The sequence below is a fragment of the Synergistes jonesii genome (genome assembly GCF_000712295.1).
In the GTDB taxonomy this organism is placed as follows: Bacteria; Synergistota; Synergistia; order Synergistales; family Synergistaceae; genus Synergistes; species Synergistes jonesii.
On sequence record NZ_JMKI01000021.1, the window covers coordinates 53,568 to 79,843 of the forward strand.

21 protein-coding genes are annotated in these 26,276 nt (G+C 58.3%); 18 read left to right on the forward strand and 3 right to left on the reverse strand.

Annotated elements, in window-relative coordinates; all coding sequences use genetic code 11:
* Positions 1–34 precede the first annotated feature (34 nt).
* The 11 genes from EH55_RS04885 (at position 35) to EH55_RS13400 (ending at position 10,796) form a co-directional block, all read left to right on the forward strand.
* Entirely contained in the window at positions 35–991 is a 957-nt protein-coding gene (locus EH55_RS04885) for a TAXI family TRAP transporter solute-binding subunit (protein ID WP_037975323.1), read from the forward strand.
* A 143-nt stretch (positions 992–1,134) separates the two neighbouring features.
* On the forward strand, positions 1,135–3,099 hold the full coding sequence (locus tag EH55_RS04890; RefSeq protein WP_037975325.1) for a TRAP transporter permease: 1,965 nt from the start codon (positions 1,135–1,137) through the stop codon (positions 3,097–3,099).
* Positions 3,099–3,788: a CoA transferase subunit A gene (locus EH55_RS04895; RefSeq protein WP_081839443.1), complete on the forward strand. Its 690-nt coding sequence runs from the start codon at positions 3,099–3,101 to the stop codon at positions 3,786–3,788. The genes EH55_RS04890 and EH55_RS04895 overlap by 1 nt, the downstream gene beginning before the upstream one ends.
* A complete protein-coding gene (locus EH55_RS04900; protein ID WP_037975326.1) occupies positions 3,772–4,452 on the forward strand; it encodes a 3-oxoacid CoA-transferase subunit B in 681 nt (226 codons plus the stop codon). Before EH55_RS04895 ends, EH55_RS04900 begins: the two co-directional genes overlap by 17 nt.
* On the forward strand, positions 4,453–5,643 hold the full coding sequence (locus EH55_RS04905; protein ID WP_037975328.1) for a thiolase family protein: 1,191 nt from the start codon (positions 4,453–4,455) through the stop codon (positions 5,641–5,643).
* Between the two features lie 810 nt (positions 5,644–6,453).
* A complete protein-coding gene (locus EH55_RS04910) occupies positions 6,454–7,755 on the forward strand; it encodes a hemolysin family protein (protein ID WP_037975329.1) in 1,302 nt (433 codons plus the stop codon).
* A 33-nt stretch (positions 7,756–7,788) separates the two neighbouring features.
* Positions 7,789–8,853, forward strand: a complete 1,065-nt coding sequence (locus EH55_RS04915) for an FAD:protein FMN transferase (protein ID WP_037975330.1) — start codon at positions 7,789–7,791, stop codon at positions 8,851–8,853.
* Positions 8,850–9,230: a NusG domain II-containing protein gene (locus EH55_RS04920; protein WP_037975332.1), complete on the forward strand. Its 381-nt coding sequence runs from the start codon at positions 8,850–8,852 to the stop codon at positions 9,228–9,230. The genes EH55_RS04915 and EH55_RS04920 overlap by 4 nt, the downstream gene beginning before the upstream one ends.
* 29 nt (positions 9,231–9,259) lie before the next feature.
* Entirely contained in the window at positions 9,260–9,769 is a 510-nt protein-coding gene (locus EH55_RS04925; protein WP_141730501.1) for a Gx transporter family protein, read from the forward strand.
* Positions 9,753–10,457, forward strand: coding sequence for a B3/B4 domain-containing protein (locus tag EH55_RS04930; RefSeq protein ID WP_037975337.1), 705 nt, complete (start codon positions 9,753–9,755; stop codon positions 10,455–10,457). The genes EH55_RS04925 and EH55_RS04930 overlap by 17 nt, the downstream gene beginning before the upstream one ends.
* Positions 10,458–10,796, forward strand: coding sequence for a DUF3795 domain-containing protein (locus EH55_RS13400; protein ID WP_051682657.1), 339 nt, complete (start codon positions 10,458–10,460; stop codon positions 10,794–10,796). It begins immediately after the preceding gene.
* 115 nt (positions 10,797–10,911) lie between these two features.
* Here EH55_RS13400 and EH55_RS04940 read toward each other — a convergent pair whose 3' ends face one another.
* Positions 10,912–12,270, reverse strand: coding sequence for an MATE family efflux transporter (locus tag EH55_RS04940; protein ID WP_037975338.1), 1,359 nt, complete (start codon positions 12,268–12,270; stop codon positions 10,912–10,914).
* A 283-nt stretch (positions 12,271–12,553) separates the two neighbouring features.
* Here EH55_RS04940 and msrB point away from each other — a divergent pair, with 283 nt between their 5' ends.
* Both msrB and EH55_RS04950 read left to right on the forward strand, forming a co-directional pair.
* On the forward strand, positions 12,554–13,669 hold the full coding sequence (gene msrB / locus EH55_RS04945; RefSeq protein WP_037975339.1) for a peptide-methionine (R)-S-oxide reductase MsrB: 1,116 nt from the start codon (positions 12,554–12,556) through the stop codon (positions 13,667–13,669).
* A 207-nt stretch (positions 13,670–13,876) separates the two neighbouring features.
* Positions 13,877–15,454 (forward strand): L-serine ammonia-lyase, iron-sulfur-dependent, subunit alpha, encoded by a 1,578-nt coding sequence (locus tag EH55_RS04950; RefSeq protein ID WP_037975433.1) that lies wholly within the window; start codon positions 13,877–13,879, stop codon positions 15,452–15,454.
* A gap of 54 nt (positions 15,455–15,508) precedes the next feature.
* Here EH55_RS04950 and recQ read toward each other — a convergent pair whose 3' ends face one another.
* Together recQ and EH55_RS04960 are read right to left on the reverse strand one after the other, a co-directional pair.
* Complete coding sequence (gene recQ, locus EH55_RS04955) at positions 15,509–17,347, reverse strand: DNA helicase RecQ (protein WP_037975340.1); 1,839 nt, start codon at positions 17,345–17,347, stop codon at positions 15,509–15,511.
* 33 nt (positions 17,348–17,380) lie between these two features.
* A complete protein-coding gene (locus EH55_RS04960) occupies positions 17,381–18,652 on the reverse strand; it encodes a tetratricopeptide repeat protein (RefSeq protein WP_037975341.1) in 1,272 nt (423 codons plus the stop codon).
* Between the two features lie 159 nt (positions 18,653–18,811).
* Between EH55_RS04960 and EH55_RS04965 the strand changes: the two genes are divergently transcribed.
* From EH55_RS04965 to EH55_RS04985, 5 genes are all read left to right on the forward strand, one after another.
* Positions 18,812–19,717, forward strand: coding sequence for a DUF2156 domain-containing protein (locus EH55_RS04965; protein ID WP_037975343.1), 906 nt, complete (start codon positions 18,812–18,814; stop codon positions 19,715–19,717).
* 53 nt (positions 19,718–19,770) lie between these two features.
* On the forward strand, positions 19,771–20,322 hold the full coding sequence (locus EH55_RS04970; protein WP_037975435.1) for a peptidylprolyl isomerase: 552 nt from the start codon (positions 19,771–19,773) through the stop codon (positions 20,320–20,322).
* Between the two features lie 240 nt (positions 20,323–20,562).
* The gene (locus EH55_RS04975) at positions 20,563–22,200 is read left to right on the forward strand and encodes a nucleoside kinase (protein ID WP_070110085.1); all 1,638 of its coding nucleotides are present in this window, start codon (positions 20,563–20,565) and stop codon (positions 22,198–22,200) included.
* 63 nt (positions 22,201–22,263) lie between these two features.
* Positions 22,264–25,323: a DEAD/DEAH box helicase gene (locus EH55_RS04980; RefSeq protein ID WP_037975344.1), complete on the forward strand. Its 3,060-nt coding sequence runs from the start codon at positions 22,264–22,266 to the stop codon at positions 25,321–25,323.
* On the forward strand, positions 25,320–26,258 hold the full coding sequence (locus tag EH55_RS04985) for an SWIM zinc finger family protein (RefSeq protein ID WP_037975345.1): 939 nt from the start codon (positions 25,320–25,322) through the stop codon (positions 26,256–26,258). Before EH55_RS04980 ends, EH55_RS04985 begins: the two co-directional genes overlap by 4 nt.
* Positions 26,259–26,276 lie beyond the last annotated feature (18 nt).

Here is a 26,276-nt window from a genome sequence, read left to right on the forward strand (position 1 = left end):
CAGGTAATTTTTAATCCAGAAAGGGGATTACAGCATGAAGAGTAGCAGAATTCTAATAAGCATAGTTATTTCAGCGCTATTTGCTTCGGCGGCGTTTGCTACGACATTTGTGACGATCGGCTCCGGCGGGGTCGGAGGTACCTATTATCCGCTGGGCGGGGTGATGGCCGAGCTGCTCACGAAAGGAAACGTCGATATCAAGGCGACGTCGCGCTCGACGGCGGCATCAAAGGAGAACTGCCGTCTGGTAGCATCCAACAAAGCCCAGATAGGGATGACGATGGGGTCGACGCTCTATCAGGCATACACGGGGACAGAGGCATTCAAAGACGACGGCAAGCTGCCGCTTTTGACGCTGATGCATATGTATGCCGCGCCGCAGCACCTGGTAACGACGACCAGAACGGGGATCAAGAAATTTGAGGACATTAAAGGAAAAAGGGTCTCGCTCGGCGCACAGGGCGGGGGGGATCAGCTTCTCTCCCTGATGATACTCGAAGCGGCGGGAATGGACCCTGACAAGGACCTTCGCAAACAGCAGCTTTCGCAGCCGGAAGCGGTAACTGCGCTTAAAGACGGGAATATCGACGCCGTCTTCTTCAACTTCGCGGTCCCCGGCTCCGCGGTCATGGAGATCGCGGCCGTCCGCGACGTGGTGCTCATACCCCTCCCCGATGACGTGATCGCGAAGGTCACGAAGAAGCACCCGTTCCTCATGCCCTATACGATAACCAAAGGCTCATATTCAAAGCAAGATCTGGATGTCAAGACAATCGCCGACGGTAATTTCCTCGTCGTGAACGAGAGGCTGCCGGAGAAGGCGGCATATGATATGGTGAAGATATTCATCGAGAAAAAAGAGGATATCATGAAGGTGACACCGCAGGCAGTAGATTTTACTCCGCAAAAGTCTGGAGTCGGCATCATCCCGTTCCACAAGGGAGCGGCCAAATACTTCAAGGAAAAGGGCGTAAGCGTAGAAACGAAATAATCATCAGCAGATGGGGCATAGGGATGTCAATATCTTCCCATGTCCCATCTAATAAAGCTGAAATCATGCAAAGCTCTTGAAAAACATTGGTATCGCCGGATTTATCTTATTTACAGCCGACACTGATTTAGGAGGTTTGATTTATGACTGACGACTCAGGCAAAAAAAGCACTCCTCGCACAGAGACCGAAAGAGTCATCGTCTTTGACCCGGAAGAGAGCAAAAAAAGGATGCTGTCCGGATACCAGTACTATTTGGTTGCCGGGATTGCAATAATCGCTTCCATATTCCACCTTTATACGGCGGCTTTCGGACTTTTCGACGCAATGACACAGCGATCGTGGCACTGGATGTTCATGGGTTCACTCCTGTTCCTATGCTATCCAATGTCGCAGAAACGCGGCTCAAAGACTAGAATAGAGTGGCTTGACTGGATACTGGCAGGCGCGCTCGTCATCGGATGCGCCAACATTCTCTACAATTACGAGGCAATAGCTCTGCGCGAAGGGGCGGCGATACCCTCAGATATCTATATAGGCATAATAATGGTTTTCCTTGTCATTGAAGGCACACGTCGCTCGATGGGATGGCCGCTGCCTATAATGGCCATCGTCGCTATACTCTATGGCATATTTGGTCCTTATATGCCGGGCATTCTGGCACACGGGGGATTCAATCTAGATGAATTGGCGCCGTTTCTTTATCTGAGGACGGACGGTATTTTCGGTGTTCCTCTCGGAGTATCCGCCTCATTCATATTCCTGTTTATTCTCTTTGGAGCGTTCCTCAGCTCGTCAGGAGCCGGGCAGTTCTTTATAGACCTTGCCGTCGCGGTCGCCGGAAGGAGTCAAGGGGGGCCCGGTAAAGCCGCCGTTGTCGCAAGCGGCCTGATGGGCACCGTATCTGGGAGCTCATGCGGAAACGCCGTCACCACCGGTGCATTTACCATCCCTCTTATGAAACAGGCAGGATATAAATCTGAATTCGCCGGGGCCATCGTCGCCTGTGCATCAACGGGAGGACAGGTAATGCCCCCGGTCATGGGGGCGGCGGCCTTCGTCATGGCGCAATTCCTCGGCGTATCGTATTGGGAGATCGTCGTCGCAGCGGCGATACCGGCAACCCTTTACTTCATTTCCATAATGGCAATGGTCCATTTCCGGGCTGGGAAAAAACGTATGGCACGTCTCGATAAAGACAACTTACCCAAGGTGAGCACCGTCCTGCGTAAAGGCGCGCATCTGCTGCTGCCGATAGTGGCGCTGATAGTATTTCTCGCGACAGGCTATTCACCGACTATGGCCGTCTTCTGGTCGATCATCGCGATAATAGTTTTCTCGTGGCTCGGAGATAAGGAGCACCGCATGACTCCCAAGAAGATCGTCGCGGCGCTGATCTCCGGCGGTACGGGAGCAATAGAGGTGGCGGCCGCCTGCGCCTGCTCCGGCATCGTCATCGGGGTCATCGCCATAACAGGAGTGGGTCTGGCATTCTCTTCGTTTGTTCTCAGTCTTTCATACGGGATCCTTCCGCTTGCGCTCATTTTGACGATGATAGGCTCGATCATACTGGGAATGGGGGTCCCTACAACGGCACAGTATATCATCACCTCGACCTTGGCTGCCCCGGCGCTCGCACAGATGGGGGTCCCGATGATGTCGGCGCATCTTTTCTGTCTATACTTCGGAGTATTGGCAGACGTCACGCCGCCTGTGGCGCTGGCCACCTACGCGGCTTCCGGCATTGCCAAATCCAACCCCATCAAGACCGGATTCACGGCGCTCATCACAGCAGCCGCCGGCTTCCTGGTCCCTTTCATGTTCGTCTATAATCCCTATCTGCTCTTACAGGGAGACGCGCCGCATGTACTGATCGGCTGCGTTACGGCGCTGATCGGCATTCTGGGGCTGTCGGCCGGGGTACAGGGATATCTGGTCAACGACCTCAATATCGTCGAGCGGCTATTTCTGTTCTGCGTTCCATTTCTGATAATATATCCGACCCTGATGAGCAATCTGATCGGCGTCGCGATAATCGCGGCAATCTATACGACGCAGCGGATCAATCTTAAGAAAAAGGACCTTGCAAGAAAAGGAGGAATCTCGTAATGCCTAAAAAAATCATTAAGCCTGTGCTCTCCGCACAGGAGGCCGTGAAATGTGTAAAGAGAGGAGACTCCGTTATGGTCGGCGGCTTCAACTATGGCGGTATCCCCTACACGCTTACGGACGCACTTTACGACCAAGGGACGGATCAACTGACGCTGATATCCAACGATACAATCTACGAATTCTGCGGACAGGGAAAACTTGTGGCCGGCGGGCGCTGCAAAAAGGTGATCGCATCCCATGTGGGGCTCAACAAGACGACAGGACGCCTCTTCCACGAGGGAAAGATGGAGCTTGAGCTCTTCCCCCAGGGGACTTATGTCGAGAAGATCAGAGCAGGCGGAGCAGGGCTTGGAGGATTTCTCACTCCTACCGGCGTCGGCACTGTGGTCGAAGATGGGAAAAAGGTGCTTGAGGTAGGCGGGAAAAAATATATTCTCGAGCTGCCGCTCACGGCCGACGTTGCCTTAATAAGAGCTTTCCGAGCCGATCGTATGGGGAACCTTACTTATACTGGGACGAACAAGAACTTCAATCCAACGATGGCAACTGCGGCAAAGATCGTGATCGCCGAAGTGGATGAAGTTGTGAATGTCGGTGAACTGGATCCCAACAATATAGCGACACAAGGCATCCTTGTGGACATGCTGGTACTGAAAGGAGATTCTGTCTATGCTTCCAGAACTTGATGAAAAGCTTGTCAGAGAGCGCATAGCAAAGAGAATAGCTATGGAATTCGAGGAGGGAGAGGTGGTCAACCTCGGCATCGGGATCCCAACTCTTGTAGCTGATTATATTCCGGAGGGAAAGCACATAATATTTCAAGCTGAAAACGGAGCCATCGGAATCGGACCGCCGCCGGCCGTTCCGAATTACAAATGTATCGGGGCCGGGGGGCGCTTTATCAGCCTGCTGCCAGGAGGGAGCTTCTTCTCAAGCGATATCAGCTTTGGACTTATCAGGGGAGGGCATGTCGATGCCACCGTACTGGGGACGCTGGAAGTAGACCAGAGGGGCGACCTCGCGAACTGGTGGATTCCCGGCAAAAGCGTGCCGGGAATGGGAGGGGCGATGGATCTTGTCGTCGGAGCCCGGCGGGTCTATGTGGCGATGACCCACGTCACAAAGAAAGGCGCTCCTAAAATATTAAAAAAATGCACATTGCCGCTGACGGCGGTAGGCGTTGTGGACATGATTGTTACGGAATTCGCCGTCTTTACGATAAAGGACGGAAAGGTAACACTGATAGAGATAGCTCCTGAGGTTACGCCGGAACAGATAAGGGAGAATACGGAAGCTGACTATGAGGTAGCGGAAGAACTTGGCGTTTATCGGGGATTGGAGGTCGTATAAATGGAAAAGGCTGTGATTTTAAGCGCATGCCGTACGGCTGGAGGGAAATTCGGAGGACAGTTCAAAAACTTTTCCGCTACGGATCTGGGAGCGGCCGCGCTCAAGGAAGCCGTTCTTCGCTCCAGCGCGCCGCTTGAATCGGTGGAAGAGGTCATTCTGGGCAACGGTTGGCAGGCCGGAGTGGGAGCCAATCCGGCGCGTAACGCAATGTATAAGGCCGGGATCCCCGTAAATGTTCCCGCCTTTACCGTCAATATTCGCTGCGGTTCGGGGCTGCGCACCGTAATGCTGGCCGCCGACAGGATACGCCTCGGCGACGCGAAGGCGATTCTTGCCGGCGGCATGGAGAGCGCCACCAACACCCCCTACCTCCTGCCAAACGCCCGCTGGGGGTTCCGAATGGGTAAACAGGAGGCGCTTGACGCATTGCACGCCGACGGTTTTCAGTGCCCGCTGGCAGGCGCGCTCATGGGAGAGATAACAGAGGATTACGTTATACCAGAGTTTTCCATTACGCGCGAAGAGCAGGACGAATTTTCATATTACAGCCATAAAAAGGCGGCGGCGGCCATAGAGCAGAGATTGTTTAAAGATGAAATTGTACCTGTTATCCTGAAGGATAAGAAAAAAGGCGAATTGACCCTGGATACGGACGAAATACCGCGCAGGGACATTTCGCTGGAGGCTTTGGCTAAATTGCCGACAATATTTAAAAAGGATGGAGGTACGATAACGGCTGGTTCAAGCTCAGCACTTTGCGACGCCGGAAGCGCGGTGTTCGTCGCCGGAGCCGGATGGGCAAAGGCGAACGGCCTCAAACCGATGGCCGAAATAATGAGCTACGCCGTGACGGCGACAGACCCGCAGCATTTCCCGATCGCTCCCGTGGATGCGATGCAAAAGGCGCTTGACAGGGCCGGAATGAGCATAAAAGAGATGGAGCTGATCGAACTCAACGAAGCTTTCGCGGCCCAGGTGATAGCCTGTCATCGCAAAATACCATTTGAGATGGAGCGGCTCAACATACACGGAGGAGCCATTTCGCTGGGACATCCCATCGGGGCCAGCGGTGCGAAGATATTGACGACGCTGATATACAGCCTCATTCATCAGGACAAAGAAGTAGGCATGGCCAGCGCCTGTATCGGCGGCGGGCAAGCTGTGGCGATGGTAGTCAGGAGAATAAAATGAGCCAATAGAAGAAATAACTAACTACTCTCTCCGGCGGCTCCTTCCTCTATAAAGGCAGGAGGGAGCCATAAACGTTATTTTCCTTGCCGCCAACCTGCCTCTAAGTCAGCCGGCGCTACCGAAAGCAAGAAAGATGACACTGTACGTAACATGGAATACCAAAGTGACTTAAGGTTATACGTGACGGAGGTTTGTCGCAGACGCCTCTTAGCTTCCCTGTTTTTAGCAATTTTTGCCACAGCCCGGCCGGAACGAGGACGGCTTTTCGCAGCTGCTAATCCCTCTGTCACGGTGTAAGGTCTATAAGGCAACCTTCGGCGCCGATTCGCGGCCCCGTAGGCATCCACTGCTCCTTTGGTGGAGAAGGCGGCTCTCCATCGCCCCAAGCCGAAGAGTGCCCTACGCAATGGTTTAGAATCTTTATTATCCTTTTCTCGTGCAGATGGGCAATATAACCACGCCGGTAGGCTCTAATATTTTCCTGGTGACGAGGCTTGTTGACAGGAGCATAGGCTTCATCTCAACTCAATGCCGGTGCTGCCATTTATGTGATAATCATGCTGTTTTCTTTCCTGCTGGCAATATTTCCTAATTTAATGGTGAAGCGAGGAAAAGCCCGGCGTACGCCAATTTTTTAGCGAACGGGGCCGTTGTGGTTTTGCGGCATCCCGTTCGGTTTTTGGTCTATTGCTCCGTCATGAGTACGGTTTTTACATCAATCGGCGCCGCGGCTGATGCTAACTCAAGTATAATATGATATGCTAACCTATATAGCACGACGGGACGCGTGCGTCAGGGGGATGATATTTTTTGAGTTCCGACATAGCCGGCAGTATTATCCTGCTCGCGGTGCTTATGGTGTTTTCGATGTATTTTTCGATGACGGAGACATCCATCACGGCGGCAGGCAAAGGAAAGCTTCTGGCGATGGCCGACGACTACCCGCAGAGCAGGAACGGCTTCCTGTGGCTCGCGGACAACATCGCCAAAGCGATAAACGTTACCCTCATCGGAAACAACCTTGTAAACATCGGCGCTTCCGCCGCGGCGACCTCCGTCGCGATATCCCTGTTCGGCGCCGCGGGGCCGTTCTTTGCCGTCGCGGTGATGACGGTGCTGATCGTCATCTTCTGCGAAATCCTTCCCAAAAACATCGCGATCGCCAAGAGGGAGGGCGTGCTGCTCATCTGCCTGCCCTTTCTGCGCGCGCTCAACTTCCTGCTCACTCCCGTTACCTTCCTGCTTCAGACGATTTTGAAGGCCATAGGCAAGGTAGTCGGGATGGACCTCATATCCTACAGCTCCCTCATTTCGCGCGAGGAGATAGACCACATCGTCAGAGAGAGCGGCGCGACAGGCGGCCTCGAGGAGGGCGAGCGCAAGATGATTCACGGCGTCATCGCCTTCGAAGACACGCGCGTCTCCGAAGTAATGGCGCCGCGTACGGACATGTTCGCGATAGAAGAGGGCGACGGGACGGAGGAAGCGGTGAAGATATTCCTCGAAAGCGGGCACTCGCGCATCCCGGTCTACAAAGAGGACCTCGACAACATCACGGGCATCCTCTACGCGAAGGACCTCCTCGCGCCCCTCGCACACGGAGACAGGGACATCACGATAGGAAAGATCATGAGGAAGCCCCTTTACGTCCCTGAGACGATGAAAACGGACGAGGCCCTCGACATCATGAAAAAATCTCGCAAGCACTTGGCGATAGTCGTAGACGAATACGGCGGGACGGCGGGAATCGTCACGCTTGAAGACCTGATCGAAGAGATAGTGGGCGATATCCAGGACGAGTACGACAAGGAGACGCCGGAAATAATAAAGGAGGGCAGGGACGCCTACGTCGTGCAGGGACAGGTGAACCTTGAGGACCTGGCCGAAGCGCTGAATTATCCGTTCGACACGATATTCGAGGACGTGGACACGCTAGCCGGCATGATTCTTGAGATCACCGGCAACTTCCCGTCGAGCGGGCAGGTCGTAAAATACGGCCCGTGGGAGATAAAAGCGCTCAATGTGCAGAACCACCGCATACTCGAAGCAAAGATCAAATACGTCGGGGAAGAGGGAGAAGATGAGGGCGAAAGGCAGCCGGAGGGGCGCTGATCCCTTCCTGCTTCCGACGCCCTTCGCAGGCTTATGAAGAAACTTCTTATAGCCTTCGCCGTGCTCTTGTTCATAGCTTTAGTGATCGTCACAGCCCGCGGGCGCATATCCTTCGGCGGCAAGACGGAAGAGGCCGACGGCGAATACTTTCGCCTGGGCACGATAGTGCGGCTTCGCCTCTTCGGCAAAGATAAAAAATTTCTCGAAGGCGAGCTCGAGCGGGCCGACGCCGAGATCGCGCGCCTTGAGGCGCTCTTTTCGGCGAACGCCGCGGATTCGGAGGTGCGCCGCGCCGGCGGCGAATGGGTCAGGGTCTCCCCCGAGACATACGAGCTCCTGCGGCGCGCGCTGGAAATCGCCGAAGAAACGAACGGAGCTTTCGACCCAGCGATAGGTAGGATAACGGGCCTCTGGAAGATAGGCACGGAAGAGGCGCGCGTGCCGGGCGCGGAGGAAATCCGCGCGGCGCTGCCGCGCTGCGGGTATAGAAATATTTCCCTAAAAGAAGAAGACGGCGCGCGCTTCATAAAGCTCTCAAAGGGCGCACGCATCGACTTAGGCGCTATAGCTAAGGGACGAGCAGCGGACATTTTGGCGAAAAAGCTATGCGAAGACGGCGTAAAGAGCGCGCTTATCGATCTCGGCGGCAACCTTGCGCTGGTCGGCGCAAAGCCGGACGGAAAAGCGTGGCGGCTGGGGATTCAAGACCCGGGCAAAGCCCGCGGCGAATATTTCGGCGTCGTAGAGACGTCGGACGGCTCGGTCGTAACCTCTGGCCCCTACGAAAGATTTTTTGAAAAGGAGGGCGTCCGTTACCACCACATCTTCGATCCGGAGACGGGGTATCCGGCAAAATCAGAATTTTCGTCCGTCACTGTGGCGGACAGAGATTCGACGAAGGCCGACGCGCTCTGCACCGCCTTCTTCGTGATGGGGCACGCGCGCGCGGAAAAATATCTTGAAAAGCACAAAGAGATCGCCGCTATATTCCTGCTGGACGGCGAAAATAGGATATTGATAACGGACGCGGCGCGCGGGCTCTTCACGCCGACCGACAAATCATTCTCCCTCGAGAGCATCGGGAAAGGGAAGAAATGAGGCGCGGAGACAAAATCATGGCCGCCGTCACCGCCGCCGGCTCTATTATGATGATCGCGGGGGCGCTGCTTCAGCAGAGCGGCGGCAAAAGCGCGGAGGGTAGCAAGACGGCCGAGATACTCGTCAACGGCAAAAGGGAGTACGTCGTCCCGCTGAATAGGCCGCGCGAGTTGCTGATAGAGACGCCCGAGGGCTTCAATATAATAAGGATTGACCGCGGCGGCGCGGCGATAATCTCCGCGGACTGTCCGGACGGCGCGTGCATGAGGATGGGACGCATAACGAAAGAAGGAAGCGGCGCGGTCTGCCTGCCGCACCGCGTAGTCGTGCGGATCAAGGGAGCGGGCAGGGGCAAGGTCGACAGCGTGAGCTGGTAGAGCGCGGAGGCTTCGAAGGCGATGAAAGCTTGAACAAAACACGAAGAATCGTTTTGACGGGGCTCTTTACGGCCTGCGCCTTCGCGGTCAACATGGCGGAGAGCGCGCTGCCTATGCCGCTGCCCGGAGCCAAGCTCGGACTCGCTAACGCGGTGGCTCTCTGCGCTCTCGTGCTGCTCGGCACGAAGGAAGCCTTCTGCGTCACCGTGCTGCGCGTCACGCTGGCGTGGCTGGCGAGCGGGAACCTCTTCTCCTTCGCGTGCAGCATCTGCGGCGCCGTGCCGGCTGTCGCGGCGATGGCTCTGCTTTATAAAAAATTCGGCGCGGAATTCTCGCTGCCGTGGATAAGCGTCGCCGGCGCGTGGACCTTCAACGCCGGACAGGTCGCCGTAGTATCATATATAGTAGGAGACGCGAGAATCGCCTTCTACATCCTGCCGCTCTTCGCGGCCGGCACCGCCGCCGGCTGGGCGTCGGGGCTTCTCTCGCGCAGCGTATGCAGAAGAATTGGAGGAGACAAAATTGAAAATTTCCATTGACAAAGATATATTTGAAAACTTTCCCGAAGCTAAGATAGGCTGGCTCCGCGCCGTGATAACGAACGGAAAGGGCTCGCCGCGCGTTGCCGAGATGAAAAAAAATCTTAAAAGGCGTCTGGAGGAGATAGGGCTCTCCGCCGACACGGTCGCGCAGCACCCCGACATCCGCCGCTGGCGCGAGACGTTTTCGAAGATGGGCGTTAAGCCGAGCAAATACCGTTCCTCGATCGAAGCGCTGCTGCGCAGGATATTCAAAGGCGACCTGTGGAGCGTCTCGGACGTCGTCGACTGCTACGACTGCGTATCGGCGCTGAACCTGCTTCCAATGGGGGCACACGACATGTCGAAGCTGCGCGGCGATATGACGCTGCGCTACGCGAAGGAAGGAGAAAAATTTTATCCGCTCGGCGCCGGCGACAGCATCGTCGAATGCGGGGCGAAACAGATCGTCTACGCGGACGGTGAAAAAATCTGCTGCTGGCTCTGGAACTACCGCGACACACGCGACGCTTCGGTCGACGAGGAGACTAAGGAAGCCCTATTCATCGTCGACTGCGCTTTCGAAAACGAATGGCGCAGCGTAGAGGAGGGGCTCGCCGCTCTCGCGTCCGAGCTTACGCAGATCGGCTGCACTGTGAAAAAAAGCGGCGTCGTAAGCGCCGCAGAGCCTGAAATGGAAACGGAATAAATGGCTAACACCGGCTGCTGCGGCGCCGACTGCGGCGCCTGCGAAGCGCGCCGCGCGACAGTTCGCCGCGACGCCGAGGCGCTCGCGAAAATAGCAGCCGCGCAGGAGAGCGAAGGGCACGGCTCATTCATACTCCCATCGCGGCTGCGCTGCAGCGGCTGCCTCGCGCCCGGCGCGAAGAGCGTGAGCTGCCTCGAGTGCGCGATACGCGAATGCGCGCTCGCAAACAAAATCCCGCACTGCGGCTTCTGCCCCGACTTCCCCTGCCGGCTCGGCGACGCCGTCTGGGAAGCCGTGCCGGAGTACAAACACAACATAGAAGTCCTGAAAAGCCGCTGATTGGAATAAAATTATTATACCGACGCGGCGCTCTAAAGGACAAAACCGGGGACCAGTGTCGAGGGGCGACGGGCTTATCCGAGACGCTCTTTTATTTCAGCGGGCGTCGGCGCAATCACTCCCCGCCTTCGGAGGGAGCCTGCGGTTTTTCCGGGCGTCCGCTTACTATGACGAGCGCCGCCGCGCATATAGCTATTGAAAGCAGAGAGCCGGCCGGAGCCGCCAGCCCCATCGGGAAGAGCGTGTCTGGAAAATATTTCGACGCGAGGTAGGCGAGGGGTATGCGCGCGCAGACGATCGAAAGCATGTTGTGCAGGAAGGAAACGCCCGGAAGCCCGCACGCGCAGAAGTAGCCGCTGAAGCAGAAGTGGACCCCGGCAAGGAGGCAGTCCCATACGTAGCCGCGCAGGTACTGCCCGCCGAGCCGCACGACCGCCGCGCTATCGGAGAAGAGCGCGACCGCCGGCTCCGCGAGAAATTGCATTATAATTGCGGCCGCCGCGCCAAACGAGACGTCGATCAAAATGGCGTACCAAAGGGCGAGCCGCGCGCGTTCGGGCTTGCCGGCGCCGAAATTCTGCGACGAAACGACCGAGACTGTCGAGAGCATCGACGACGGCACGAGGAAGAGGAGGCAGATCATCTTTTCAACTATGCCGACGGCGGCCGCGTCGTTCAACCCTCGCCTGTTCGCTATCACCGTGATCACTATGAACGCTATCTGTATAAAGCCGTCCTGCAGCGCGACCGGGACGCCGAGCCGCAATATCTTCCGAAGGATTTTTTTCTGCGGCCTGAGCTCCTTCGGCGAAACGTGCAGCCCCGTCTTCATCCTCCTGACGAAGGCGAGCGAAACGATCACGCTCAGCGTCTGCGCCAGCGTCGTGCCGAGAGCCGCGCCGGCCGCGCCGAGGCCGAGCCCCCCGATGAAGAGATAGTCGAAGGCGATATTCGCCGCGCAGGCGACCGCGACGAAGTACATCGGGCTCTTTGAATCGCCGGTCGCGCGAAACACCGAGCTGATGACGTTGTAAGCCGTTATGAAGGGAACGCCGATGAAGCAGATCGTGAGGTACGAGGCGGTGCCCGGCGCGGCGTCGAGCGGCGTCGACATCAGGGAGACGATAGGCTTCACACAGACGAGCAGAAACGCCGTGATAACGAGCGAGAGCGCCATGAACATCGTGACGGTGTTGCCGACCTCGGCCGACGCCCGTCTTTTATCGCCGGCGCCGATCGAGCGCCCTATCATCACCGTAGAACCCATAGCCAACCCTACGATCATCACCGTCAGCATATGCATGACCTGACTTCCGACAGAAACGGCGGTCGTGCTCTCTACGCCGTTGAACTGGCCTATTATAAAGAGGTCCGCCATGCCGTAAAGAGTCTGAAGAAAGTAAGAAAGCAGATAAGGCAGTGAGAAGTATACGATATTTTTGAATACGCCGCCCGTCGTTAGATTCTTTTCCATAGAGATCCCGCGCCCTTCGTTCGATTTATTCTATCGTAAACCCTATAATAATCACAGAGTCAAGGGGTAAAATAAAAAATTCACACGCGGTTGCGCGAGCCCGCCGACTGCGCGCCGCAGAAAGCTTCCCGGCCTCCCTTCGCGCCGGGCCGGGCGAGGAGCGTTTTGGGATTTCCCGCAGCGTAAAAATAATTTTTCTTCTGCTTTTACGCTTTCTTACTGTAACGATTAGTGTTACAATGAAAATAGTAAACTATAATTATTTTGGTTTGGAAGTGATGCTATGAAAAAAACGATATTGCTGACATTCTCGCTGATATTTATGGCCTGCGCGGCGGACTTTATGCTGCGCGCCGCGACTGCGGCGGACGACAACGGAGAAGCCAGGGCAAAGAAGGAGAGAGAGACAATGGTTAACGACCCGACATATGTCAAAAAAGATGGCGAGGCGATCATTTACCTCGCCGGCGGCTGTTTCTGGGGGATGGAGAAATACATGGAGGGCATCCCGGGGGTGCTCGACGCCGTTTCAGGCTACGCCAACGGCAGGACTAAAGAGCGCGTGAGCTACGAGCAGCTCTGCGCCGGCGGCACCGGCTATAAGGAGACGGTGCGCGTCGTCTACGATCCTTCGAAGGTCTCACTTGAGACTCTGCTCTTCGCCTTCTTCAAGGTAGTCGACCCAAGCGTGCGCGACCGTCAGGGAAACGACGTCGGCGCTCAGTATCAGACGGGCGTCTTTTACACGGACGCCGCGGCGGAGGCCGTCGTCAGGCGCGTCGCCGAAATCGAGAGGCGGCGCGCGGCAGGCGGCTTCTATGTGCTTGTCGAGCCGCTGCGGATATTCCACGAGGCGGAGGAATATCATCAAAACTATCTGACGAAGCACCCGAACGGCTACTGCCACATCTCCCGCGAGGAGATGGAGGAGGCGCGGGGGATAAAAATCGACGCAGCCCCCTATCGGAAGCCGGCGGACGACGAATTGAAAAAGAGGCTGACGGAGCGGCAGTACGCGGTCACGCAGAAGAACGGCACCGAGCCGCCTTTCGACAACGAGTATTACGACAACCAAGAGCGCGGCATCTACGTCGACGTCGTCACCGGCGAACCGCTCTTCTCCTCTAAGGACAAATACGGCAGCTCATGCGGCTGGCCGGCCTTTACGAAGGGACTCGACGACGGCGCGCTGGTCTACAAAGAGGACGCCTCCTACGGAATGCGCCGCACCGAGGTACGCAGCCGCGCGGGGGATTCGCACCTCGGACACGTCTTCACCGGCGACCGCGAGTCGCCGAACGGCGTGCGCTACTGCATCAACAGCGCCGCGCTGCGCTTCATCCCCTATGAGGAGATGGACAAAGAGGGATACGGAGAGTTCAAGAAGTACGTGGAATGAGGACTGCGGGCTCCTCCGCCGCGCCATGTTTTGCCTGGGACATTTGCAGCGCGCCTGTATGCCCGCATTAAATAAGAAATCCGTACCAGGCAGACGAACGGCGTGTTATCATATAGCCGAGGGCGCGCGGGAAATAATTTACTGAAAAAGGCGGCCAAATCGCAGCGCTGCCCGGCCGGGAGAATAAATATGGCGGAGGCGGATAATATGCGGAAGATGCCTGCAAGCATTTTCAACGACGTTATAGGGCCGGTGATGCGCGGCCCTTCGAGCTCGCACACGGCGGCCTCGGCGAGGATAGGCGAGATCGTCCGTCAGTCCGTCGCGAACGAGCCGCTGCGTGCATTCTGCGACTTCGACGTCAACGGCTCTATCGCGGCAACGCACGAGGGGCACGGCACCGATATGGGCTTCATATGCGGGCTGCTCGGCAAAAAGCTGACCGAAGAGGGCGTGGACGACTACCGACGGCTCGCCGAAAAGGCCGGAGTCGGCGTGGAGTACCGCGTCTTCGACTACGGCGCCTCTCATCCCAACAATTACAGGATAGAGCTGTGGTGGCGCGGAGGCGAGCATCACAAATGGAACGGCGTATCCTCCGGCGGCGGCATGATAGAAATGCAGGATTTCGACTCCTTCCCCGTCTCGATAGTCGGCGACTTTTACGAAGTGCTGATAAAATTTCCCGATGCGGCGGGCGCGGAGCGAATGAAAAAATTCTGCTGCGGGGCCCTACCGGCGCCGGATTTTTCGCGGGTGGAAGAAAAGGCGGGAGGCGCCCTGCTTTCGCTGAAATTTTCCAAGGAGCCGGACGAAAAAACTTTGAGGGGCGCCGCCGAAAGCTTCGGGCGAACCGATTTCGTAAAAATCGCGCCGGTGCTGCCGACGCTCTCGCGCTCCGGCTGTTCCGTGCCCTTCGCCACGGCGGAAGAAACGCTCAAGTACAACGAAGGGAAAAGCCTGCGCATGTGGGAGCTCGCGGCCGAGTACGAAGCGGCGCGCGGCGGCACTTCGAAGGAAGAAGTATTCGAAACGATGAGCGGCATAGTCGAAGTGATGGAGCGCGCGCTGAAAAACGGAATAGCCGGCACCGAATACGCCGACAGGATACTCGGCCCGCAGGCGCACATGATAGCGGAGGCGGAGAGGCGCGGCGCGCTGCTGCCGTGCGACCTGCTCAACGCGGTGATCGAGTCGATAACGGCGATAATGGAGACTAAAAGTGCGATGGGCGTAATAGTCGCGGCGCCTACCGCCGGCTCTTGCGGCTGTCTACCTGGCACTCTGCTGGGTGCGGCGCACGCGCTCGGCAAATCGGCGGACGAGGCGACCAAGGCGATGCTCGCCGCAGGGCTCGTCGGGCTGTATATCGCCGAAAGCGCGACCTTCGCCGCGGAAATCGCCGGCTGCCAGGTCGAATGCGGAGCCGGCTCCGGCATGGCGGCCGCCGGGCTCGTACAGCTGATGGGCGGCAGCGTCGAACAGTGCATGGACGCGGCGTCAATGGCGCTTCAGAACGTAACGGGGTTGGCCTGCGATTTCATCGCCGGGCGCGTCGAGGTCCCCTGCCTAGGCAAAAACGTCATGGGAGGCGCGAACGCGCTTTCTTGCGCGAACATGGCCCTCGCCGGCTTCGACAGGGTGATACCGCTCGACGAAACGATCGCGGCGCTCTACGACGCCGGGCAAAAGCTGCCGTCGGAGCTCCGCTGCACCTTCGGCGGCCTCGGCAAAACGCCGGCCGCCGCAAAGCTGCTTGAAAAGCTGAAAAATATCAAAAAGTAATGCGTGCGCTGGCGCGCTTTAAAGAAGAACGAAAGGACGGAGCCTCGGGGAGCGCTATCTCAAAGGCCTCTTCCATCCCGCAACCGCGTCGAGGAAGGCTCTGCCGTAGCGCGCGAGCTTCGCGGCTCCCACGCCGGGAACTTCCAGGAACTCCTCCTCGTCCGCGGGCAGCGTTTCGCATATTGCGGCGAGCGTCTTGTCGGTGAAAACGACGTAGGGCGGCACGCCTTCCTCTTTCGCTATAGCGCGGCGGAGCTCGCGCAGCAGTTCGAAGAGATCGTCGTGCGCCGAAAGGGGGCGTGTAGCGCTCTTTTTTATTTTTCCCGCGCTTTCGGCGCGCTCGTCGAACTTGCGCATGAAGAGACGCCCGGGCGAGCGCAGAAAGGGCGCCGTCTCTTCGGTGAAAGAGATGACGGGAAAATCCCCGTCGCCCGCGGAAAGGTAATTCGACGCGATGAGAAAATCTATCATTTCGCGCACGTCGTGCGCGCTCGCGTCTTTGAGTATCCCCCACGTCGAGATTCTTTCGAAGCCGAGCCGCATTATTTCCGCGCGCCGCGAGCCGCGCAGCACGTCGACCAGCATCGAAGCGCCGAACTTTTTCCCTCCTGTGGCCTGCGCCATCCTGTAGACGCAGGAGATTATCTTTTGTGCATCGGTCGTTATCTCGGCCAGCTCGGCGTCGCCGGTGCAGCTGCCGCACGAGCCGCACTTTTCAGGGACGCCGCCTTCTCCGAAATATTTGAGCATGAACGCGCGCAGACAGCCGCCCGTGTGGCAGTAGTCCATCATCGCGCGCAGTTTGCGCCGCGCCGCCTCCCTCGTCTCCCCGGGCGCCCGCTCGATGAACCATCGCGCGGTCGCTACATCACGTGCGCCGTAAAAGAGCGCGCAGTCGGCCGGCAGCCCGTCGCGCCCGGCGCGTCCCGCCTCCTGATAGTAGGCGTCTATATTCTGCGGCATGTTGTAATGGGCGACGTAGCGCACGTTGGATTTGTCTATCCCCATACCGAAAGCGTTCGTTGCGACCATCACGTCGGCCCGGTCGTAGATGAAGGCCTCCTGATTCCGCGCACGCTCGTCATCGGAGAGCCCCGCGTGATAGCGCACAGCGCTTATTCCGCGGGCACGCAGCGCTTCGCAGATAGCCTCGACGTTTTTCCTCGTCGAAGCGTAGACTATGCCCGATGCTCCTTTGAACTGCTTTATGTATCTCAGCAGCGCGGCGTTTTTGTCGCTCGGATGTTCGACGTGAAAAAATAGATTCGCGCGGTCGAAGCCCGTCGTAAGCGTGAAGGGCTCTCGCAGCGCGAGCTGCGCGACTATATCGTCGCGCACCTCCGGCGTCGCGGTAGCGGTGAAGGCGGCGACGGTCGGCCGCTTCGGAAGCGACGCCACGGTCGGCGCTATGCCGAGATAGGATGGGCGGAAGTCGTGCCCCCAGTGCGAGACGCAGTGCGCCTCGTCGACGACGACAAGGCGCACGTCGACGTCGCGCAGGAAATCGCCGAAGCTTCCGGCGTCGAGGCGTTCCGGCGCGATGTAGAGCAGCTTGATCATTTTTCTGCGCGCGTGCGAAAAGGCGGAGGAGAGCTCCTCCCGCTCCAGGGAGCTGTTTATCGACGCAGCTCCTATGCCGTTCTGCAAAAGCGCGTCTACCTGATCTTTCATCAACGAAATAAGCGGTGAGATAACGACGGTGAGCCCGTCGGACATTACAGCGGGGATCTGATAACAGAGGGACTTTCCCGCGCCGGTCGGCATTATGCAAAGCGCGTCGCGGCCGCCGCAGAGGGCCTCGATGATCTCTTTTTGTCCCTTTCTGAAAGAACTGTAGCCGAATACTTTTTTTAATACTTTGAGAGCGCCATCAGCGCCCGTGCTCTCCTTCATAACGCAAGAGTATAGCACAGCGGCGGGAATTTTTCAGTTGACGAGGCGCAGCAGCGGTAAGTCGTTCAGGTTGTCTATGCCGGTCTCGCCCTTATGGACGCGCAGCAGCTTGCGCTCCGCCTCCGTGCCTTCTTCGTTCAGCCCGGAGGCGTAGAAGGTCAGTCCCCCGCCCCTAGCGAGGCAGAGCAGCGTCCCGTTCTCGGCGCTCCTGCGCCATTTTATCTTATCTTTGTTCTTCGGCAGCAGGAAGTTGGAGATGCCGAGCCCTTCTTCGGTCTTATAGGCAGGCGACGCCGTCTCTATCTCGTTGACGCTGTTCGCGATTAATATCAGCCTGATCTCGCGCCGCGGGTCGCCTTTGTTGTAGAGCCATATCTCGACCGGCTGCTCCGCCATCATCGACTTGCCGCCGACGACGCCGAAGCTTTTCTCATCAGGCGGCGCCCCTCCCATAGCTTCCTTGACCTCCTCCTTGCCGGCTCCGAGCTTTATGAGGCCGAGAGACTCGCCGGGCCTGATGACGAATTTTTCCTCGGTCGGCAGCCCGAGCATCGCCTTCGCCGCGGCGGCTCCGTGCAGCGCGCGGGCGTCGCCCGCCCCAGCCCCCTTGGCCGCGGCGTCGAATACCTCCAGCGCGCGGCGGTAATCCTTCAGCGCCAGCAGCTCCCTGGCGTAGGCCAGCACCTTTTCGTTGTCCTTTTTACAGAGCTTCGAAAGCTGCATCAGAGCGTCGCCGGCCGCCTCCGCGTCTTCCGCGCCTCGCGCCGCGTCGGCCGTCATACGCCACAGCTCTTCGTTTTTTTTGTCGCGGCGCACGGCCTCCTGGAACCAGTGCAGCGCCTTGACGTAGTCGCCCTTTTTCATATAGAGCCAGCCGAGGCGCGTCATGGCGCGCGCGTCGTTCTTCGCCGTCTTCAGATGCTCTTCGTAAAACGCTGTCGCCCCATCCGCGTCTCCCATCCCCTCCCTGCAGGCGGCGATGTTGAAGAGCACGTCCCTGCGCTCGGGGCGTATTTTGATTATCTTTTCGTAAAGCTCCTCGGCCTGCGCGTAATTGCCGTCCTTCATCAGCACCTCGGCACGCAGGTTATATTTCTCCGGCATCACGTTCGTCCTGTAATACCAGAGCCCTCCTCCTGCGAAGGCGACTGCCAGCACGACCGCTGCCGCAGTGAAGACGTACCTCGGCACGCGCGGCTTCGGCGGAGCCTTTACGCTCCATTCGCGCTCCTCTTCCGTCATCCCCTTCTGATCTTCGGGAACGACGTCCGGGCATTTAATTTCTTCATCCTTCCTGTCGTTCATCTATTATTCTTGCCTTTCCTGACAGACGTACATAAAAGCGCGCAAAAGCGCTTATATTGCAATTCTAACAGAAATATTTTTTTTTGCTATGGCAAATTTCAGCGAAAGAGTATATTCTTGTTTGAGCGAAAAACATGAGACTTTACGGAGGTCATCTGCTTGCATTTAAACTTTCAGGAAATAACGCTCGACGATGCCGAAAGATACGTCGCCCACTGGAACATGTGTGCTCAGCGCACGTCGGACTACTCTTTTCCGATTTTATGGAGCCTCGGCCCCGACTTCGGCACGAAGCTCGCCTACGACGAAAGCACCGACCTTTACTGGTTCCATCAGGACAAAAATTCTCTGACCGACCTGGCGCCGGTCGGAGAGTGGCAGCGCGGCGACTGGCCGGAGATATTGAACGCGCGCTACGGCCGCGAAATAGAATTCTACCTCGTGCCCGAAAAGCTCGCCCATATATGGCGCATGGAGCTCGAAGGAGTCGCCGACGTCGAAATCATAGACGACCGCGGCACCTGGGAGTACCTTTACGACATTCGCGCCCTCGCTTCGCTCTCCGGCAACAAATATATGAAAAAACGCAACCGCGTCAACCAGTTCAAGAAAAATTACGATTACGCCTTCGAAGCAGTCACCGACGAGATTCTCGCGGAGATAGCCGACTTCCAGTACTCCTGGTGCCAGGTGAACCGCTGCGGCACTACGGCGGGGCTGATGCAGGAAAACCACGGCATACAGAAAATACTTCAGAACTGGCACCGCATACCGAACCTCTGCGGCGGCGTGATCAGGATAAAGGGGGAGATAGCGGCCTACACTATAGGCGAGCTCGCCGGCGACATGCTGATAGTCCACTACGAAAAGGCGAGCCTCGAATACGGCGCGGCCTATCAGGTGATAAACAAAGAGTTTCTCGCGCATATCGTCGAAGAGCACCCGGAGCTGAAGGTCGTCAACCGCGAGGAGGACATGAACGACGCGGGGCTCCGCTCGGCTAAATTGTCCTATCTGCCGACGGGCTTTCTTAAAGAGTGCAGCGTCAAAATAAAGTTTTTATAAAAGTGTGGTAAAATTGCCAAGGCAATAACAAGTTGAAATGGAGGATTCACATGATGAAAATTTTAGCGCTCAGCGCGATGGTGGCCGCGGCGGCAATGCTCCCCTTTGCGGCGCAGCGGGCCGAAGCGGCCGAAGCCGCGCCGAAACGTCAGATCGCGACCTTCGAAACGAACTACGGCACGATCAAGATCGAGCTTTACAACGACCTTGCACCGAAGACGGCAAAGAACTTCGCCGACCTCGCGAAGAAGGGCTTTTACAACGGGCTCACCTTCCACCGCATCATCGATCAGTTTATGATTCAGGGCGGCTGCCCGATCGGCGACGGCACGGGCGGCCCGGGCTACGCGATTCCCGACGAATTCGGCAAGGGGCTGAAGCACGACAGGCCTGGGATTCTTTCGATGGCGAACGCCGGCCCCGACACGGGCGGCTCGCAGTTCTTCATCACGCTCGTCCCGACTCCGTGGCTCGACGGCAAGCACGCGATATTCGGCCGCGTCGCGGACGGCATGAAGGTCGTCGAGACGATAGGCAAGCTCCCGACGGACTCAAGAGACCGGCCGCTTAAGAAAGTAGTCATCGAGAAGGTCACGATAGAATAAAAAATAGAGATCGAGTAGGAGCCCGGCGCGCCGGGCTCCTCTTTTTTGCCGCGGGCGTCCGCCGGGAAGCGGAGCACCGAAGCTTATTTTTACAGCTTTCTTTCGACGAAAACGCCGCTAAAAATCAAGATCATAGATAATTTATCTTAAAAAACAGCTATTCCACCGCTTTTTATGTTAAAATGGCTTAATGAAGATTTGCGTCCCGCTACTTTGCATAAATGGGGGGAAATTAATTTGATGGTGAAGATAGAGTTTGCGGACAGAGCTCCGCTTCTTTGCGAAAAAGGGACCGCGGTGCGCGAACTTTTCACGAACGCCGGCTACCCGCAAATGAAAAATGCCGTCGCCTGCCGCGTCAACCACCTGCAGCGCCCTCTCTCGTGGAAGCTCGTTATGGATTCTTTCGTCGAGCCAGTAACGACCGACAGCATCGAGGGCATAGAGGTCTACACGCGCACCGTCGCCTTCATGCTTACGGCCGCCGCGACGCGCATAAAGGGAATCCGCCTGCATCTGACACAGTCGATCTCCTACTCCTACTACTACGAATCGCCGGAGGGCGAGATCACTCAGAAGGACTGCCTCGAAATAGAGGCCGAGATGCGCCGCATGGTAAAGGACTGCGAGCCGATAACGCGCGAAGTCTTCTCCGCCGACGAGGCGCGCGCGATAATGCTGAAACAGCGCTACGCCGACAAGGAGCGCCTCATATTCTACACGGGGGAGGACCCCGTAATACTCTACAAATGCTGCGGCGTCTACGACTTTTTCGGAGGTACTCTCGCCGACAACGCCGGCATCACGCCTACATTCGAGCTCCGCAGCTATAGGGGCGGGATATTCATATCGGGGCCTACGCTCGCCGACCCGTCGCACACTATGGCCTTCATAGAATCGCCGCGCCTCTTCAGCCTCATCGACAGCCACACCGACTGGCTGCAGAAGATGCGCATAAGCACAGTCGCCGAGATACACAAACACGTCGTCGACGGACATTCGCGCGACCTGATAATGAGCTGCGAGGCCCTGCACACAAAGCTGCTGACGAACATCGCGGCGCAAATAGAGGCGCGCCCCGACGTCAGGCTCCTCTGCCTCGCCGGGCCGTCGAGCTCCGGCAAGACTACGTCCTCGCGCCGCCTGCGTGTACAGCTGCTGACCTCCGGCATCAACTCGGCGACGCTCGAACTCGACAACTATTTCGTGAACCGCGACAAAACGCCCGTCGGGCGCGACGGCAAATACGACTTCGAGGCTCTCGAAGCTCTCGATCTCGAATTGATAAACGAACAGATATCAGAGCTGCTCGAAGGCAGGGAGGTAGAGGTCCCGAGGTTCGACTTCCTCACCGGCAGGAGGACTAAGGGAAGTAGGATGAAGCTCGCGCCCGGCGAGCTGCTCGTGATAGAGGGCATACACGGCCTCAACGAAAAGCTGACCGAGCGCGTCGCGCCCGAGAAGAAATACAAGATATTTATCTGCCCTCTGACCGGCACGAACATAGACTTCCACAACCGCATCGGGACGACGGACACGCGCCTCCTCCGCAGGATGGTGCGCGACGCGCGGAGGCGCGGGCATTCGGCAGAAGCCACTCTGAAGATGTGGCCTTCCGTCGTGCGCGGCTCCCACCGCCATATCTTCCCCTACCAGGAGAACGCCGAGACACTTTTCAACACCTCGCTCGCATACGAAATGTCGGTGCTGAAGGGCTACGTCATGCCGCTGCTGATGACGGTCGGAGAGGACTCCCCGGTATTCGGCGAGGCGACGCGCCTCCTCTCGCTGCTGCAGTACGTTCCGGTCATCCCCTCCGACGACGTCCCCAATCTTTCGGTGCTCAGAGAGTTCATAGGAGGAAGCTGCTTTGAATGATCGCCGCGCTAAAAGCGCCGTGCGTGCGGCGCGGCGGCAATAAAAAGGATAAGAGAGGTTTCCATGCTTATTCTTCACACCGCCTTCGAGAAGGACTTCATATATCTCTGGGGCGAACATTCCTTCGAATATTTTGACGGGGCGCCGGCGGCGGCCGCGCCGCCTCTACCGTGGGGCGCGGAAACCACCGAGCTCGCAGCGGCTCTGAAGGGGGTCGGAGTCAAGCGCTCGCGCAGGAGCGCGGAGCCCGTAGGCGCGCAGTTGCTACTGCCGAGCCGCGAAGGCGTCCCTCTGCCGTCGAGCCCGATGCTCGGCGACGTGCCGTCGAAGGGCGGCGCGCTTTCGCTGTCGCCCTTCTCCGTCTGCGCGTTGCCGCTGAGCTTCCAAGAATTTCTTCAACTCGCGCGCGTCGTCCGCGAAAGCGGCGAACGCCTCGCGGCGCCCGGCGTGCTCTTCGCCGACGACGTCAAATTCATCTGCAGCGCGCTCGAATACTCGGCCTACCTCGTCCAGCGCGGGAACTATTTCCCCGACATGGAAAAGCGCGGCGGCGGCTTCGTTTCCCAATGGCGGCCGCTGATACTCGCGAGGAGCCAGGATGAATTTTCAGCCTTTGCCGCCGCGATGCCGCCGCTTCTCTGCGCCTTCGCGGCGGAGGGGAGGGCGCGGCTCGCACCGAAGCGGGACGCAGCGATGCTGCTGCTCAGCTGCTTCACCGATATGATAGTGCGCGCCTCTCAGTCGCAGGGCAGAGACAGGGGGCGCCTCATCGACTCCGGCAACCCCCACGAGATATGGCTCCGCTCGCTGCTATGGCAGAAGGCGCCGCTCGAAAAATGGAAGGAGGAGATGTCAGAGTTTTACCCACAGGTCTGCGCCTGGGCGGATTCGCTGAAGGCCATGACCGCGCAGCCGTGGCGCTTCTTCATACGCCTCGAGGAGCCGCTCGAAGAGGAGGGGGCGTGGACACTGTCCTGGCATTTGCAGTCGACGCGCGACCTTTCGCTGATAATCCCCGCCGAGCGCGTATGGAGCCCGACGCGGGCCGAGCGCGAGTGGTTCGAACGCACACAGACGAATCCGCGCCTCTATATGCTTCAGATACTCGGCCGTCTCGCGGCCGAGCTGCCGGCCGTCGCGTCGGGGCTGCATACGCCGTGCCCCTGCGAATGCGCTATGACTCTCGACGAATTGTTCGACTTCCTTCACAACCACCTCGCGCGGATAATGGACATGGGCATACAGGTGCAGTTCCCAAAAACGTGGGGACAGATATCCGACCGCCCGAAGCTCTCTGTGCGCGCGAACGTCCGCGAGGAAGGCGCCTTCCAGGCCGGCGGCAAGATCGACATGTCCGATATGCTCGACGTCGACTGGAACGTCGCACTCGGCGGCGACCTCCTCACCGAAGAAGAATTCACGATGCTGACTGAGCTCAAGACGCCGCTCGCGAACCTCCGCGGCCGCTGGGTCGTCATATACCGCGACGAAGTTGAGAAAATAACCGCGGCGCTGAAAAAGATGCCGGAAAAAATAGAGCGCAGGGAGGCGCTTCTCTCCTCACTGCGTCAGGAATACATGGACGCGCCACTATCGGAGGTCGCCGGCTCGCAGTGGCTCAGCGACGTCCGCGCGCTGCTATCGGCCTCCGCCCCCCTTGAGGAATCGCCGGCGCCGGAGGGCTTCGCCGGCAAGCTCCGCCCCTATCAGGCGAAGGGGCTCTTCTGGCTCGAACGCCTCACAAAGCTGGGCATGGGCGCCTGCCTCGCCGACGACATGGGGCTCGGCAAGACCGTACAGACGCTGGCCCTTATAAAAGAAATGCGCTCAGGCGGCGAACTGCGCCCGGTGCTTTTGATATGCCCGACCTCAGTGATGGAAAACTGGCGGCGCGAAGCGGAGAGATTCGTCCCCGGCATGAAGACGATCGTACACCACGGGCTCAAGAGAAACAAGAGCGGCGCCTTCACAGCCGAGAAGCTCGCCGGCGCGCTCGTTATATCGTCCTACTCGCTGCTCTACCGCGACAACGCGCTCTTTTCAAAAATAGAATGGGCCGGCGCGGTGCTCGACGAGGCGCAGAACATAAAAAATCCCGACACAAGGCAGGCGCGCGCCGCGCGTTCGCTGCGCGCGGGTTGGCACGTCGCTCTCACCGGTACGCCGGTCGAAAACCACGTCGGCGACATGTGGTCGATAATGGAGTTCCTGATGCCCGGCCTGATGCCGAACCGCGCGAAATTCTCGCGCGAGATACTGCGCCCGGTGCAGGCCGGAGAGAAGAAGGCGATGGAAAAGGTACGCCGCATGACCGCGCCCTTCATACTCCGCCGCCTCAAGAGCGACAAAGAGATAATAAGCGACCTGCCGGAAAAGATAGAGAGCCGCGAATTCTGCCCGCTGACGCGCGAGCAGGCGACGCTCTACGGCGCAGTAACCTCGTCGCTCGAAAAAGAGCTCTCGGGCGCCAGCGGCATAAAGCGCAAAGGCATAGTGCTCGGCGCTATAACGGCGCTGAAACAGATATGCGACCATCCGCTGCTCTACCTGAAGGATAAATCCGAGATCGACGGCCGCTCCGGCAAAATCGCGCGCGTCGCTGAGCTCGCCGAGGAGATGATCGCGGCCGGCGACCGCGCTCTGATATTCACGCAGTACGCCGAAATGGGGGGGCTGCTGAAAAAATTCATACAGGAGACCTTCGGGCGCGAGGCGCTCTTCCTGCACGGCGGGGTGCCGCGCGAAAAGCGCGACGAAATGGTGCGCCGCTTCCAGCAGGAAGAAAAGGGGCCCCCCTTCTTCATCCTCTCCCTCAAGGCCGGCGGCACGGGGCTGAACCTCACACGCGCAAACCACGTGATAATGTTCGACCGCTGGTGGAACCCCGCCGTCGAACAGCAGGCCGTCGACCGAGCATACAGGATAGGGCAGAGCAGCAGCGTACAGGTACACTACTTCTGCTGCCGCGGCACGCTCGAAGAAAAGATAGAAGAGCTGATAGACGAGAAGAGAGAGCTCGCCGAGATGGTCGTCGGCAGCGGGGAGGCGCGCCTCTCCGAACTAAGCGACAGCGACCTTCAGGAGCTCTTCATGCTCGAAAAAGAGGCGGTGGAAAACCTGTGAGCGGAACGCGCGGAGGATTTTATAAATACCGTAAGCCGCGCGAGGCGAGAGGCGGCATAAAGGCGCGCACCGCGCGCGGGCACGCCTTCGCGTCGAATTGGTGGTCGCGCCGTTGGATAGAGGTGATGGAGGAGTCCATAGACGCTGGACGCCTCGCCCGTGGCAAAAGCTACGCGCGCAAGGGGCAGGTCGTCGGCATAAGCATTGAGCCGGGGCTAGTCACAGCGTGCGTGCAGGGCTCGCGCAAAACTCCCTACCAGGTGCGCTTCGGCATCGAAACGATAAGCGGCGAAGCGCGCGAGATGATACTCTTCCGTTTCCGCGAAAACGCGGCGTTCGCGGCGCGCCTATTGGCCGGCGAGCTGCCGGAGGAGACCGAAGAAATATTCAAAGATGCGAAGGCCCCGCTCTTTCCGACGAAAAGCGCGCTGCGCCGCTTCAAATGCTCCTGCCCCGACGACGCGGCCCCCTGCAAGCACATAGTCGCGGTCCTCCTTCTGCTCGGCGAAGAGATAAGCGACGATCCTTTCTTACTGCTCAAGCTGCGCGGGCTCGAAAAAGAATCGCTGATAAACATGCTGACGCTCGAAAGCGCGCGCGACGAGGAAATCGAAGCCCGTGACTTCGGCGAAGCCTGCGAGCTCTCCGGCGGCGCGGAAGCTTCCGAAAGCGCCGCTCCGCCCATGGAAGGCGAAGAACTGCCCGCAGACGAAAACTGGTTCCGCGGCGGCGAATTCTCCTTCGAACGCGCCGAAACCGACAACAGACGGCGCGCAGCGGCGCTCGAAGTTATGAACGACTTTCCCTTCTGGCGCGGCGAGCACCCCTTCCGCCAGACGCTCGCGCCGATATACGAGCAGGCCGCGACCTACGCCGGAGAAATACTGACCGGCGAGAAGAAAAAGCCGATCGGCCGGCCGAGAAAAATGATATAAGCATCCGCCCAGGCGGAG

Excerpts from the sequence above, each read along its gene's own strand:
- EH55_RS04885 (WP_037975323.1), top strand. The coding sequence starts at position 35 with ATGAAGAGTAGCAGAATTCTAATAAGCATAGTTATTTCAGCGCTATTT.
- EH55_RS04890 (WP_037975325.1), top strand. The coding sequence starts at position 1,135 with ATGACTGACGACTCAGGCAAAAAAAGCACTCCTCGCACAGAGACCGAA.
- EH55_RS04895 (WP_081839443.1), top strand. The coding sequence starts at position 3,099 with ATGCCTAAAAAAATCATTAAGCCTGTGCTCTCCGCACAGGAGGCCGTG.
- EH55_RS04900 (WP_037975326.1), top strand. The coding sequence starts at position 3,772 with ATGCTTCCAGAACTTGATGAAAAGCTTGTCAGAGAGCGCATAGCAAAG.
- EH55_RS04905 (WP_037975328.1), top strand. The coding sequence starts at position 4,453 with ATGGAAAAGGCTGTGATTTTAAGCGCATGCCGTACGGCTGGAGGGAAA.
- EH55_RS04915 (WP_037975330.1), top strand. The coding sequence starts at position 7,789 with ATGAAGAAACTTCTTATAGCCTTCGCCGTGCTCTTGTTCATAGCTTTA.
- EH55_RS04920 (WP_037975332.1), top strand. The coding sequence starts at position 8,850 with ATGAGGCGCGGAGACAAAATCATGGCCGCCGTCACCGCCGCCGGCTCT.
- EH55_RS13400 (WP_051682657.1), top strand. The coding sequence starts at position 10,458 with ATGGCTAACACCGGCTGCTGCGGCGCCGACTGCGGCGCCTGCGAAGCG.
- EH55_RS04940 (WP_037975338.1), bottom strand. The coding sequence starts at position 12,270 with ATGGAAAAGAATCTAACGACGGGCGGCGTATTCAAAAATATCGTATAC.
- msrB (WP_037975339.1), top strand. The coding sequence starts at position 12,554 with ATGAAAAAAACGATATTGCTGACATTCTCGCTGATATTTATGGCCTGC.
- EH55_RS04950 (WP_037975433.1), top strand. The coding sequence starts at position 13,877 with ATGCGGAAGATGCCTGCAAGCATTTTCAACGACGTTATAGGGCCGGTG.
- recQ (WP_037975340.1), bottom strand. The coding sequence starts at position 17,347 with ATGAAGGAGAGCACGGGCGCTGATGGCGCTCTCAAAGTATTAAAAAAA.
- EH55_RS04960 (WP_037975341.1), bottom strand. The coding sequence starts at position 18,652 with ATGAACGACAGGAAGGATGAAGAAATTAAATGCCCGGACGTCGTTCCC.
- EH55_RS04970 (WP_037975435.1), top strand. The coding sequence starts at position 19,771 with ATGAAAATTTTAGCGCTCAGCGCGATGGTGGCCGCGGCGGCAATGCTC.
- EH55_RS04975 (WP_070110085.1), top strand. The coding sequence starts at position 20,563 with ATGGTGAAGATAGAGTTTGCGGACAGAGCTCCGCTTCTTTGCGAAAAA.
- EH55_RS04980 (WP_037975344.1), top strand. The coding sequence starts at position 22,264 with ATGCTTATTCTTCACACCGCCTTCGAGAAGGACTTCATATATCTCTGG.